The following is a 13,433-nucleotide window of genomic DNA, read 5'->3' as shown; positions in this document are numbered from 1 at the left end:
AGGTCATCGTCAAGATTCAAACCCAAAGCCCCTGTCTGCAATGCAGACAGGGGCTTTGTCTTTTCAGGTACAGGGGCTGCGGTGAAAGTGCCAAACAGCCCTGGCCATCTGCCTAGAACTGATAACTCAGTGTTGCACTCACATTGCGCTCTTCACCCATGTAGCAGTAGTTCAGGCTGGCACATGAAGTGATGTAGCTTTCATTGGTGAGGTTATTGGCGTTCAGGCGCACATCTACACCGGTCAGGCCGACCTTGCCCAGGTCATAGCCCACGGAAGCATCGAACAGCGTGTAGGAGGGCACCTTCATGCTGTTTTCCGCATCCACCCAGCTGTAGCCCACATAACGCACGCCGCCGCCCAGCCGCAGGCCATCCAGGGCCCCTTGGTGGAAGTTGTAGTCAGCCCATAGCGAGAGCATCTGCTTTGGCGCCTGAGTCGGCGAGTTGCCCTTGTTGTCCAGGTTGCCCGACACCAGGCTCGGCATCGACTTGGAATACTCGATATCGGTAAAGGTGTAGCCACCCAGCAGCTTCAGGCTGTCGCTGAGTTGCACATGTGCCTCCAGCTCCAGGCCCTGCGAGCGCACTTGACCTACGGCGCGATAGAAGTCTTCGTTCGGTTGTTTCGACGCCAGGTTCTCTTGCTCGATGCGGAATACCGACGCGGTGAACAAATTGTCGCTGCCGCTGGGTTGATACTTGATGCCCGCCTCCCACTGCGTACCCTCGGTAGGTGCCAGAGGCCGGCCATCCTGATCGGAGACGGTATTCGGGTTGAATGACTCCGAGTAACTGACATAGGGCGCAATGCCATTTTCGAACAGGTAAAGCACGCCGGCACGCGTTGTGAACTTAGAGCGTTGGTCATTCACCTTGGTATCACTGTCACGGTTCTGTTCGGACACCTTCACCCAGTCCTGACGCAGCCCCAGGGAAAAGCGCCACTGATCAAGCTCCACCAGTTCCTGTAGGTATACCCCCGTTTGCTGCAAACGGCGCTGATAGCGGTTTTCTCCCAGCAGCTGCAGGTTGCCATTACCGTACTGCGGGTTGCCGGCGTCCAACGGGTTTACGGTACCGTAACGCCATTCAACGTCAGCTTTGCGTCGCTGGTAGTCCGTGCCCATTAGCAGGGTGTGCTTGGCGGCGCCGGTGAAGAATTCTGCCTGCAGCATGTTATCGATGATGTACGAATGCAGCCGCTCGTCGCCGCCGGTGTAGGCGCGGTTCAGGATATTGCTTTCGGCATCTGCCCAACCGGCGGAATAAACCTGGTCCATCGACACATCGGAATCCTGGTAACGGAAGTTCTGCCGAGCGGTGAAGATGTCATTGAAGCGGTGCTCGAACTGATAGCTGAACGACTGTTGCGTGCGTTCGTAGCTGTCGATACCCGTTTCGCCTTCAAAGAAGTGATCGGAAAGGCGCAAACCATTACGCGGGTGCAGCATGCCGTCTGCCGGGTTACCGCCGTGGTAGCCGCCGTTGGGGTCGTGCTGCAGATAGGCCTGCAAGGTCAGCGAAGTATCTTCGCTGAAGTCCACGCTGATCGCGGGAGCAATGGCGTAGCGTTCTTCCTTGTTGTGGTCGAACTGCGTATCAGAGGCATCCGCCAGGCCCGTCAGGCGATAGGCGATACGCTGGTCTTCATCCACTGGGCCGCTGAAATCGAAGCCCATGCCGCGCTGGCCCTGGGTGCCGACCGTAGCTTGTACCTGATGGTAGGCGGAAAACAGCGGTTTCTTGGTGGTCAACGCGACCAACCCACCTGGTGAGCTGCGGCCGTACAGAACCGAGGACGGCCCCTTGAGGATGTCGATGCGCTCCAGGAAATACGGGTCCACCTGCATGGTGCTATAGGTGCCGTTGTCGCCCATGGATTTGAGCCCGTCGACGTAGATGTTGTCTACCGAGCCGTCGTTGAAGCCGCGCATCGCCACATAGTCATAGCGGTGCGTGGCACCGTAGGGGTTGGTTAGCACCCCGGGCGTATAGCGCATGGCCTGGGCGACGGTCTGTGACCCTTGGTCGTCGATCTGCTGGCGGGTCACCACAGATACCGATTGCGATGTTTCCACAAGCGGCATGCTGGTCTTGGTCGCCACTTGGCTGTGGGTCGCGTTATAGCCCTCGGTGCTACCCAGCGCATTACCCAGGCTGAAACCGCGGACGTCGGTGTCTGGTAACGACAACGCTGCGCCCAGCGGCTGCGCTTGCAACACGTAGCTGTGCCCCCCTTGGCTGACAGCGCGCAAACCACTGCCATTGAGGAGTTGGCGCAGAGCCTGTTCGGTGGCGTATTGCCCATTGAGGCCACTGGACTGCAAACCGTTGGTGAGCTGCGGCGTGCTCGACAGTGTAATGCCGGCTTGGGGGGCGAACTGGCTGAGCACATCGTCCAGCTGGCCTGCAGGTATGGAATAGTGCTGGCTGACCTGGGCTGTTTCCGCCGCCATGGCGGCCAGTGGAATAGTACTCAGGCCCAGGGCCGTGCCAAGTGCAGCTGCCCGCACTGCATTGCGTAACAATGCTGAGTGCAAGACAGGTCGAAAATCATTCGCGTTGAGTGTGCATACGTGCACGGTGTCGTTAGACATGTTCAAGTCCGTAGGGCTGTTGAGGGCGGAAGGTGTTGCTTACTGTCCTAGCCGGACTGCCATTCAAAACCCGCCAAAATACCTGGCACCGCCCTACGGCCACACCTGCATGTGCCGCCTGCTCAAGCCAGGCTTTCCACGCGTACCCACCAGCGTGTGCGTTGGCGCAGCCTCACTGGCAGCGTCTGGGGGAGTAGCTGTAGCAAAAGCTCCGGGTCTTCAAGGCGGAAGACCCCTGAGAGGCGCAAGCCGGCAACCGCTTCGCTGCAACCCAGGTAACCACGGCGATAGCGGCTGACCTGCGCGAGGAAGTCCGCCAGGCGCATGTCCCGGGTAACGATCAGCCCCTCGCTCCAGGCCATTGCGTCCATGTCCACGTGCTGCAGACGCTGCGCACCCTGTGCGTCCAGGCGCCAGTTCTGGCCGCTTTCGATCCACTGCAGCGGGCCGGTACCAGGCTGGTGGATCGCTACCCTGCCAGTGCCGACGCTGACGTGCGTACAGTCGCTGTCCTGGCGTACCACGAAGTGCCCGGCAAACCCTTCAAGCAAGGCATCGCGGCTTTGTACCAGCAGAGGGCGCTGCGCCGTGGTTGCCTGGCCGCAGGTAATCATCATTTCCCCCTGCTTCAGGCAAACCAGTCGCTGCTGTTCGTCGAAGGCCAGGTCCACGGCGCTGTCTGTATTGAGTTGCATCAGGGTGCCATCTGGCAGCGTGAAGCTGCGGCGTTCACCCATGCTCGTGGCGTAGTCGGCGGTCCAGTAGCTGAGCCCATCCAGGTCTCGGCCCAGCCATGCCGCTGCGCCGACCATGGCCGTGCCACCCAGCAGTTTCAGCGCCTGGCGACGGTGCAGCCGACGCTGGCTGGTTTCAAGGGTCTGCAAGGCCAAACCGGCACCGGGAATGCCGCGCAGGTCGAGATCCTGGTGCATCTGCATCACCCGTTGCCAGGCTTGCTCATGCTCTTGGCGGGCCGCGCGCCACTGCACGCATTGCTGTTGCAGGGCGGCATCATGCCCGTTCTCGCGCAGCCTCAACATCCAGTGAATGGCCTGCTTGACCGCTTGTGTTCCGGGTTGTGCAGCAGCCATGGCGTCAGCATTCATCCTGATAGCGCAGCACGTAGCAGTGGTAGAGCGCATCAGCGATGTAGCGCTCCACGGTACGCACGGAGATACCCATCTGGTCAGCGATGACCTGGTGCTTCAGCCCCTCGCACTGGGCGAGCAGGAAAGCCCGGCGCACTTTGGGTTTCAGGCCATCGAGCATGCGCGCGATGCGCTCCAGCAACTCCAGCAACAGTTCGCGGGTTTCAGCCGCAGGCGCCAATGCTTCTGGCAGATTGGACAAGGCCTCGAGGTACGCCTTGTGTAGCTCCTCGCGACGCCAATGATCGATCACCAGCCCGCGTGCAACTTTGCGCAGAAACGCACGTGGCGTGTTCAAGTGCAGTTGCTCACGGCGCTGTAACAGGCGAACGAAGGTGTCCTGGGCCAGGTCGGCAGCATCAGCGGCGTTGCCCAGCTGGCTGCGCAGCCAGGCATGCAGCCAGCCGTGGTGGTCACTGTAAAGCGTTTGCACGGAGTCGTCGCTGGGCATGTGCGAGGTATCAACAATGGACATTAATGATAATTAGTCTCATTGTTGGCGGTGGCGCCATAATTTGCAACCTGTGCGTTTTCCAGCGGCGCATTGGCGGACGCACACTAGTGTCGCGGTTGGCCATCCAGGTATTTGCGGATCACCCTTGCGCCGCTGTTCAGGTGTCGCTCCAGCACGGCAATGGCTTCTTCGACGTGCTTGTCACTGGCTGCGTTGACCAATGCGTTGTGATCATCCTGGGTGAGCTTGCCCAGCCCCATGGAGGAGAGGTGGAAGCGCAAAAAGCGTTCCTCCTCGTTGAGCTCGTCTTCGATCAGGCGTAGCAACTTCTTGTTTTTTGCCTTGCTGTACAAGGCCATGTGCAACAGACGGTTTAGCCGGCCGATTTCAGCGTGGCGGGTTTCATTCTCCAACTGCTGGATGTAGCCGCGTGCCTGGGCGATGTCGCTGGGCTCCAGCAACGGGATGGACTGGCGTAGCGCCTCGCTCTCAAGCAGTATGCGCAGCCCGTAGGTGTCTACCGCGTCCTCGCCGATCAAGGGCGCAACCACGGCGCCCTTGTGCATTTCCACTTTCAGCAGTGATTGCGCTTCCAGCTGGCGCAAGGCTTCGCGTACAGGCATGCGGCTCACCCCGAACAAGCTGGCCAGCTCTTGCTGGCGCACGGCGGTGCCAGGGGGCAAGCGACCGTCGAGAATGGCACTGCGCAGGCGTTCTTCGATCACGCCACGAGCCTGGTGCGGCAACAGTTGCTCGCTGGCCAACACATTGCTCAGTTTGAGTTTCTCGGCCACGTAAAGCCTGCCTTAACGATGACTAAAGTTGGATCCAATTACACTAGTAACTGCCTGTCAGGGTGTCAAACTCGGTCGATAGCGCCAGTAGCACCCCACAAGGCGCGGCTATGGTGGATGAAGTCGCCTGCCAAAGGAAGCAGCCTATAAAAGGATATAGTCATAAAGAGGGTGCAAGCTGACCAGCGGGTGGATGATTGCAGGGTGCCATTGTCTTTTGCCTTGGCAAGCCCCACCATCGCTGCTTTCGACTGGCCTGAACAGGGCTTCGCAGTGGCGATATCCTGGATGCTCAAACACCTTGTGCGACCTGCCTTCCTTGCCGTGCTGCTGGGCGGTCTGCTGCTGGGCGGCTTGCACGCGGATTGGGACTTTTCCCAGATCAGCCGCAAGTCCCAGGCTTTGTATGGCCCGCTGGGCGCGGGGCAGGGTCGTATCGACGCCTGGCAGCGCCTGATGGCAACGCAGGCCCAAGGCAGCGAGCTGGAACGGTTGCAGGTGGTGAACCGCTTTTTCAACCAGCAACTGCGTTATGTCGAGGACATCGACCTGTGGCAGGAGGTCGATTACTGGGCCACACCGGTGCAGGCACTCATCAAAGGGGCCGGTGACTGCGAGGACTACGCCATAGCCAAGTATTTCAGCTTGCGGCGCATGGGTATCGCCAGCGAAAAGCTGCGTATCACCTACGTCAAGGCGTTGCCGCAGAACCGAGCGCACATGGTCCTGACCTATTATTCAAGCCCACAGGCCCAGCCATTGGTCCTCGATAGCCTGATGGACGCCATCAAACCTGCCAGCCAACGAACCGACCTGTTGCCGGTCTATGCCTTCAATGGCGAGGGGTTGTGGCTGACGGGGGCCGCAGGCAACAAAAAGGTCGGTGATACCAAGCGGCTTTCCCGCTGGCAGGATTTGCTGAAGAAAATGCAGGCCGAAGGCTTCCCGGCCGAACCGGTCTATTGAAGGAGCACAGATGTCACTGTTCAAACAATTGCTGTTGGCCATTTGCCTGTTCCTGGTGGTCGCCTTCAGTGGCAGTTTCATGGTCAGCCTGGAAAGCTCACGCAGCCAGTATGTCAACCAGCTGCGCTCGCATGCCCAGGATGCGGCGACCGCGCTGGCGCTGTCGCTGACGCCGAACATCGACGACCCGGCGATGGTCGAGCTGATGATCAGCTCAATCTTCGACAGTGGTTACTACGCAAGCATCAAAGTTGTCGACTTGGGCTCAAATGCGGTACTGGTGGAGCGCCACGCCGAGCCGGACCCCGGCGGCGTGCCACAGTGGTTCGTGCGCTTGATCGGCCTTGAAGCCGCAGGTGGCGATGCCATCGTCAGCCGCGGCTGGCAGCAGGCCGCGCGCGTCGAAGTGGTCAGCCATCCGATGTTCGCCATCGCCAAACTTTGGCAGAGCGCTCTGGGCAGCTTGGGTTGGCTGCTGTTGTGTGGTGCCGCCAGTGCCGTGCTCGGTGCCTTGTTATTGCGCCGCCAGCTGCGCCCGCTGGACTATATGGTCGAGCAGTCCCATGCCATTGCCCGCCGCGAATTCCTGAGCCTGCCAGAGCTGCCGCGTACCCCGGAGCTGCGCCGGGTCGTGCAGGCCATGAACCAGATGGTTGAAAAGCTCAAGGCGCTGTTTACCGAACAGGCCGAGCGCAGTGAGCGGCTGCGGGCAGAGTCCTACCAGGACAGCCTCACCGGGCTGTCCAACCGCCGTTATTTCGAGATGCAGCTGAACACCCGGGTCAGTAATCTGGAAGAGGCCCGCGCCGGCTACTTGCTGCTCTTGCGGGTACAAGGCCTGGCCGGTTTGAACGCCCGCCTGGGCGGTCAGCGCACCGACCAGTTGCTACAGGCGGTGGGGGAGCAGTTGCGCCGTACCTGTGCCAGTTTCCCGGAAACCAAAGACCTGATTTCCCGCAGCCGCGGCGGCGAGTTCGCCGTATTGGCGCCGAGCATGGTGCATGAAGAGGCGGTACAGCTTGCCCAGGCGCTGGAAGCGACCCTGCTCAGCCTGCATGAAACCGGCGCCAGTGATGTTCACCCGGTGGCCTGCATCGGCCTTGCACCCTATAGCCCTGGTGACGCGCCACAGGCGCTGCTCAAGCTCGCCGACGAAGCCCTGGCCCGCGCCGAGAACCAGCCAACCCCTGGGTGGGTGTGCCTTGAACAAGGCGTTGCCGCCGTAGCAGCGGACAGCCAGCATGCGTGGCACGAGCGCCTGGACCAGGCTTTCAACAATGGCCGCTTCGAGTTGTTCTTCCAACCGGTGGTGGACACCGCCACAGCGCAACGGGTACTGCACCACAAGGTGATTTCGCGCTTGCAGGACGGGCAGGGCGAGGCCTTGCCCGCAGGGCGCTTCCTGCCTTGGCTGGAACGCTTTGGCTGGATGCCGCGGCTGGACGTACTGGTACTGGAGAACGTACTGGCCCACCTGCGCGGGCACGATCAGGTGGTGGCGCTCAACCTCTCCGCAGCCACCCTTGGCGACGCCAAGGCGCTGCAGCGGGTCTTCGAGCTGCTAGGCCAGAACGCAGCATTGGGCCCGCGCCTGGTGTTCGAAATCGGCGAAGAGCAACTGCCTGACCAGGCCGCCCTGGAACAGCTCACCCGACGGCTGCACGGGCTAGGCTTCGGCCTGGCGCTGCAGCGTTTCGGCGGGCGCTTCAGCATGATTGGCAACTTGGCCCATCTGGGCTTGGCCTACCTCAAGATCGACGGCAGCTACATCCGTAACATCGACCACGAGCAGCACAAGCGGCTGTTCATCGAAGCGATCCAGCGGGCCGCGCACAGCATTGATTTGCCATTGATCGCAGAACGGGTCGAGACCGAAGGGGAGCGAAAGGTACTGCAGGAGATGGGCGTAGGCGGAATACAGGGGCAGCTGGTTGGCGAGCCTGCGCCCTGGCGCTGATCGCATCAGGGAGGGAGCAGCCTGGTGTTGTGAAAGGGCCGCAGTGCGGCCCCTGTCGCGACGCAAGGCCGCTCTTGCTGTTAGCCCTCACAGCCCTTGATCAGCGCTCGCGCAGTGCTTCCGAACGTGCCTTCATGATCGGCTTGAGCAGGTAGCTCATGATGGTCTTCTTGCCGGTCATGATATCCACCGTTGCCACCATGCCTGGGATGATCAGCAGGGGCTTCTCATCGGTGCCCAGGTGGCTGCGATCAGTGCGCAGCTTGATCAGGTAGTACGTGGTCTTCTTGTCTTCATCTGTGATGGTGTCGGCACCGATCTGCTCCAGCTTGGCCTTGAGCCCGCCATAGATGGTGTAGTCATAGGCTGTGAATTTGACTGTGGCTTCCTGGCCAGGGTGCAGGAATGCGATGTCCTTGGGCAGGATCTTCGCCTCGATCACCAGCGTGTCGTCCAGCGGTACCACTTCGATGATGTCGCTACCTGGCTGGATAACCCCGCCAATGGTGTTCACCAGCAGCTGCTTGACGATACCTCGCACGGGCGAGGTCACCAGCGTGCGGTTTACCCGGTCGTCCAGCGCTTTGCTGGTTGCGGTGGCCTTGTTCAGCTCGGTGCGCGCTTCGTTCAACTGGGTCAGCGCTTCACTGCGGAACTTGCCGCGGGTCTCTTCGATCTTGCTCTGCACCTCGCGGATGGCCGCCTCTGCGCGAGGAATGGCCAGTGCCGTGGAGTCCAGCTGACCACGGTTTTCCACTTCGGCACGGCGCAGGCGCAGCACCTCGACCTGGGAAATCGCGCCGGTGGCCACCAGCGGTTCAGACATGCTGATTTCCTTTCGCAGCAACTCCAGGCTGTTGGCGTACTGGGCGCGCTTGGAGCTGTATTCGCGCAGTTCCTGCTGGCGCTGGACCAACTGCTGCTGCAAGCCGCCAATCTCGTCCTGCAGCTGCTGGCGCCGGCTCTGGTACAGCGACTCTTCGCTGGCAGCCTGGCTGGGTGCCGCCTTGCGCAAGGCTTCGTCGATTTTCAGTGGGCTGTCCTGCACCTCTGCACTCAGGCGCTCGACACGCAGGGCCATGGCCAGTCGGTCGGCCTCGGTTTCACCCACGTTGGAGGCGAAGCGGGTTTCATCCAGACGCAATAGCGGCTGGCCCACTTCGACAATCTGCCCTTCCTTGGCGAAGATCTCGGCGACGATGCCACCCTCCAGGTTCTGGATTTTCTGCACCTTGGACGACGGAATGGCCTTGCCTTCACCCCGGGTGACCTCGTCAATGGGGGCCACGCTGGCCCACACGATCAGGAACACGAAAAACAGGATGACGCCCCAGATAGTCAGCCGCACCACCCGTGGGGCATCCTCGATCAGGGCCTTGTTGACCTCTGGCAGCGGTTGGCCGCCCAGTGACTCGGAGCCTTTGAAATAGCGCCGCAAGCTATCCTTGAACTGCCCGATATCCAGCTTATGCAACACTGATCTGCCCCTTCTTCAGCGCGTCCATGACCGCGGCTTTCGGGCCGTCGGCGACAATCTGCCCGCGATCGATCACGATCAAGCGGTCTACCAGCGACAGCAGCGAGGCACGGTGGGTGACGAGCAGTACTGTCTTGCCTTCCACCACCGCCTGCAAACGTTGCTTGAGGCGCTCTTCACCGGTGTTGTCCATGGCACTGGTGGGTTCGTCCAGCAGCAGGATCTGCGGGTTGAGCAGCAGCGCACGGCCCAGGGCAACGTTCTGCCGCTGACCGCCGGACAGGTTCTGCCCGCGTTCGCCTACCTGCAGCTCATAGCCGTCCGGGTGCAGCCGGGCGAATTCATGTACGCCAGCCAGTTCAGCGGCCTGCAGGATCAGTTCGTCCTCGATGTAACGCGCACCGCTGACCAGGTTGTCACGCAGGGTGCCCGCCAGCAGTTGGATATCCTGCGGGACGTAGCCGATGTTATGGCGCAATTCGCTGACGTCGATCTGGCGGATGTCCACACCGTCCACCAGCAGCGACCCGCCGTCGGCCTCGTACAGGCCGACGATGAGCTTGGCCAGTGAACTCTTGCCCGAACCACTGCGGCCGATGATGCCGACCTTTTCGCCGGGGCGTATGGTCAGGTTGATGTTCTTCAGCGCCATGTTCTGCTGGTTCGGGTAGGTGAAGTCGACCCCACGAAACTCCACGCTGCCCTGCAGTACCTTGCGGCTCAGTGGGCGCTCTTCGAAATTGCGCTCTTGCGGCAGCTCCATCATGTGGTCCGTGGAGACCATGGTCACCTTGGCTTGCTGGTATCGCGCGAGCAGGCCGTTGAGCTGGCCCAGCGGGCCCAGGGCACGGCCGCTGAGCATGTAGCACGCTACCAGGCCACCCATGCTGAGGTTGCCGTCGATGATCAGGTACACGCCGACGCAGATCATTGCCACGCCTGCCAACTGCTGTATCAGCAGGGTGATGTTCATCGCCAGGCTCGACAGCACCTTCACACGCAGCTCCAGACGGCTGAGGGTGCCAAGGGTCTGCTCCCACATGTATTGGCGTTCGCTTTCGGCATTGTTGACCTTGACCGCATCCAGGCCGGCCAATGTCTCGATCAGGCTGGACTGGCGCTCAGAGGCTAGCGCCATGGTTCGCTCCATGGTTGCCATCAACGGCCGCTGCAGGGCATAGCCGATACCCAGGGCCAGGGGGAAGGCGATGATCGGAATCCATACGAGGTGCCCGCCAATGATGGCGATCACGATCAGGATCAGGATCGTGAAGGGCAGGTCGATCAGGCTGGTCAGGGTCAGCGAGGCAAGGAAGTCGCGTAGGCCCTGGAACTCGTGAATGTTCTGGGCAAAGCTGCCGACCCTCGCCGGCCGGTATTTCATCGACATGCCGACAATACGTTCAAACAGCGTTGCCGAGATGATCAGGTCGGTTTTCTTGCCGGCCAGGTCCAGGCACAGGCCGCGCAGGCCTTTGAGAATCAAGTCGAAGATATAGGCGCCGGCGATACCGATGGCCAATACCCAGAGCGTCGAAGTGGCTTGGTTGGGTACCACCCTGTCATACACGTTCATCACGAACAGCGGGGCGGCAAGGGCAATCAGGTTGATCACCAGGCTGGCGGCGATGGCATCGATGTACAGCCACTTGCTGCGCAACAGCGTGTCGCGGAACCACGACTTCGCCCGCGGGATCAGGTTGCCGTGGTTGACGTCGAACTTGTGCTGCGGCTGTGCGAAGAACACACGGCCGCTGTAGTCGCCTAGCAGGGCTTCGCGGCTGACGTGCACCTCGCCGCCGTCGCTTTCGCTAAGCAACAGGCGGGCGGTATCTTCGTTCTCCCAGCCCAGCAGAACGGCGCTGCGGCCCTCCTTGAGCAGCAGCATGGCCGGCATGGCTATAGTCGGGATCTGCTCAAGTTTGCGCTGCAGCAGACGCCCTTGCAGGCCGGCGCGGGCGGCGGCGCGGGGCAGCAGCTCGGGGCTCAGGCGCTGGGCGGGCAGCGGCAGGCCTGTGGTCAGCATGACCCGGCTGGCGGGTTTCTGGTGCAGGACACACAGGCTCAGCAGACTATCCAGCAACGGATCGTCATGCTGACTGCGTGGATCGTGGCTGAGTTGGACTCGACTGACTTCGGATTCCACGCGGCGCTCTCTTCATCCTTGTGGTGGGTGGGATAGGTGGGCTGCCGTTCAAGCTCGGCCGGCTCACCTTGGCATTCTAGGGTGCTGCCAGGCAGTACTGATGGCGGTGTGATACCGCAGGGCTCGGGCAGATGGCCATGGTCGCCTTGAATCGTTACTGAGTAAACAGTTCTGCGTGCTTCATTTCGACCAGAGGGTGCCGTGCAGTGAATGTTTCATATTCTGACTTGGCCCGTCGTGGTTTTGACGCCTGAATTCAGCATAGCTTGCCCTTTTTTCATGGCATGTGGTCTTGGAAAACCAGTGTAGACATGGTCAGTAAGCAGGCGCTGTTTTATTGGCGTTTTCTCGTCGGTTGTTAGTCAAAATTCATCTATAAAAAGCAGCCTGCCAAAGCATCCGCGATCAATAATCGCAGTTGGGTTTCAATCCCTCCTGGCGCAGCACTTCGCACCGATCGTTATCTCTTTGATTTGCACCAAGGAATGGCCCCTGACGGCGTGGCGCCAGCAGGTTGCGTGGTTGTCTGGCGACTCGGTTTTGCGAGGTTAGCGGTGTAGTTCGGCAAGGTTTATGCTTGCAAAGCGATAGCGTTGTCGAGTGATTGCAGGCGATCAGAATAATGGCGCCAGGTTGCTGCCTATCCAGTGGAAACCGGCCGTTGTGGCGCGGAAATAGTTAACCGTACTGCGCGCGAAACACCGGTTCGCTGACATACGACATTTGTCCTGCGGATAGGCTTGGCTAAGGTACGAATATCAATGTGACATTACATTGCCGATTGTTTAGGATGGCCTGTATAAGGTCAATAGTTTGGCAGTTAAGTAATTCCAAACAGTTATAGACGGAATATTGACGTCAAAAAACGTCAAAGATCATCGACATAGTTCCGCCTGAAGTGGCCTGCAAGTGCCGCTCTGGCACGGAAGTACCCACCGGGTCACACGGAGAGTCCAATGAGCAGCGTTGTAGCCATCGTCAAAAGTATTGTCGGCCAGGTTATCGCGGTATCCCCAGAGGGCATCCGGCGTGTACTCATTGAAGGTGACCGTCTGTTGGCCGGTGAGGAAGTGCTCACTGGCCCTGGTGGCGCAGTTACCCTGGAACTGGCTGATGGCCGCCTGCTCGACCTTGGCCGTGACAGCCAGTGGAGCGCCGATACACCCGACAGCAGCACCGACCTTGCCCAGGCCACTGCCCAGGCAGCGCCTTCGGTAGAAGAGCTGCAGCAGGCGATTGCTGCGGGTGTCGACCCGACTACCGAGCTTGAAGCTACCGCTGCTGGTCCGTCGGCAGCGGGTGGTGGTGGCGCGGCGGGCGGCGGCCATAGCTTCGTAATGCTGGAAGAGACTGCGGGCCGGGTTGATCCGACCGTCGGTTTCCCAACCGAGGGTTTAAGCTCTGCAGCCGCGCTCAACAGCGTGCAGGTCGGTCAGCTGGGCACCAACAACAATCTGGTGACCCCACCGACCACCGACGCCAACGTTGCTACCGACCTTGTCCTCGGCGCCACCCCTTCCATCAGTGAAGCGGGTGGCGTCATCGTCTATACCGCCACCGTGGGTCAGGCGCCAACTACCGACCTGGTGATTACCCTGTCCAATGGTGCCGTGATCACCATACCGGCGGGGCAGACAAGCGGCAGTGTCAATGTCCAGGTACCGGCAAACGATACGCCTTACATTGATGGCGGGCAGATCTCGACGACCGTCACCGGGAGTACTGGCGGTGGCGGCCTGACCGTCACATTGCCGCAAACGCCGGCGGTCACCCAGGTGACTGATACCATCGACACCACCACCGCAACGCTTACGGCTTCGCCGAGTGTGACCGAGGGCGGCGTGATCACCTATACCGTGACCCTGAGCAATCCTGCTCAGACCCCGGTAACC

The 13,433-nt window shown here is 60.6% G+C and carries 9 protein-coding genes; 3 read left to right on the top strand and 6 right to left on the bottom strand.

Annotated features, from left to right (window positions below):
* Positions 1-112 precede the first annotated feature (112 nt).
* The 4 genes from B3361_RS10660 to B3361_RS10645 all read right to left on the bottom strand — a co-directional run bounded on the left by B3361_RS10660 (position 113) and on the right by B3361_RS10645 (position 4,995).
* Positions 113-2,599, bottom strand: a complete 2,487-nt coding sequence (locus B3361_RS10660) for a TonB-dependent siderophore receptor (protein ID WP_054906152.1) — start codon at positions 2,597-2,599, stop codon at positions 113-115.
* Positions 2,600-2,721: 122 nt separating this feature from the next.
* Entirely contained in the window at positions 2,722-3,690 is a 969-nt protein-coding gene (locus B3361_RS10655) for a FecR domain-containing protein (RefSeq protein ID WP_054906151.1), read from the bottom strand.
* 4 nt (positions 3,691-3,694) lie between these two features.
* Positions 3,695-4,198 (bottom strand): sigma-70 family RNA polymerase sigma factor, encoded by a 504-nt coding sequence (locus B3361_RS10650; protein ID WP_054906154.1) that lies wholly within the window; start codon positions 4,196-4,198, stop codon positions 3,695-3,697.
* Positions 4,199-4,305: 107 nt separating this feature from the next.
* Complete coding sequence (locus tag B3361_RS10645; protein WP_054906150.1) at positions 4,306-4,995, bottom strand: GntR family transcriptional regulator; 690 nt, start codon at positions 4,993-4,995, stop codon at positions 4,306-4,308.
* Positions 4,996-5,199: 204 nt separating this feature from the next.
* On the opposite strand from B3361_RS10645, the gene lapG reads away from it, so the two are divergent.
* Complete coding sequence (gene lapG, locus B3361_RS10640; protein ID WP_286920204.1) at positions 5,200-5,961, top strand: cysteine protease LapG; 762 nt, start codon at positions 5,200-5,202, stop codon at positions 5,959-5,961.
* 10 nt (positions 5,962-5,971) lie between these two features.
* Positions 5,972-7,918 carry a cyclic di-GMP receptor LapD gene (gene lapD / locus B3361_RS10635; RefSeq protein WP_054906149.1) on the top strand — a complete coding sequence of 649 codons (1,947 nt, stop codon included), beginning with the start codon at positions 5,972-5,974 and terminating at the stop codon, positions 7,916-7,918.
* Positions 7,919-8,018: 100 nt separating this feature from the next.
* On the opposite strand, the gene B3361_RS10630 is transcribed toward lapD, so the two are convergent.
* Both B3361_RS10630 and B3361_RS10625 read right to left on the bottom strand, forming a co-directional pair.
* Positions 8,019-9,395 carry an HlyD family type I secretion periplasmic adaptor subunit gene (locus B3361_RS10630; RefSeq protein ID WP_009685658.1) on the bottom strand — a complete coding sequence of 459 codons (1,377 nt, stop codon included), beginning with the start codon at positions 9,393-9,395 and terminating at the stop codon, positions 8,019-8,021.
* On the bottom strand, positions 9,385-11,541 hold the full coding sequence (locus B3361_RS10625) for a type I secretion system permease/ATPase (RefSeq protein WP_054906148.1): 2,157 nt from the start codon (positions 11,539-11,541) through the stop codon (positions 9,385-9,387). The genes B3361_RS10630 and B3361_RS10625 overlap by 11 nt, the downstream gene beginning before the upstream one ends.
* Positions 11,542-12,497: 956 nt before the next feature.
* Here B3361_RS10625 and B3361_RS10620 point away from each other — a divergent pair.
* The coding region (locus B3361_RS10620; protein ID WP_286762322.1) for a retention module-containing protein at positions 12,498-13,433 on the top strand (936 nt) is incomplete at its 3' end.

It is taken from the genome of Pseudomonas sp. UBA6699 (assembly GCF_002454615.1).
GTDB classification, from domain to species: Bacteria; Pseudomonadota; Gammaproteobacteria; order Pseudomonadales; family Pseudomonadaceae; genus Aquipseudomonas; species Aquipseudomonas juntendi.
This window is presented reverse-complemented; position numbering and strand designations above follow the sequence as displayed.

Coding starts and splice junctions, on each gene's coding strand:
- B3361_RS10660 (WP_054906152.1), bottom strand. CDS start 2,599: ATGTCTAACGACACCGTGCACGTATGCACACTCAACGCGAATGATTTT.
- B3361_RS10655 (WP_054906151.1), bottom strand. CDS start 3,690: ATGGCTGCTGCACAACCCGGAACACAAGCGGTCAAGCAGGCCATTCAC.
- B3361_RS10650 (WP_054906154.1), bottom strand. CDS start 4,198: ATGCCCAGCGACGACTCCGTGCAAACGCTTTACAGTGACCACCACGGC.
- lapD (WP_054906149.1), top strand. CDS start 5,972: ATGTCACTGTTCAAACAATTGCTGTTGGCCATTTGCCTGTTCCTGGTG.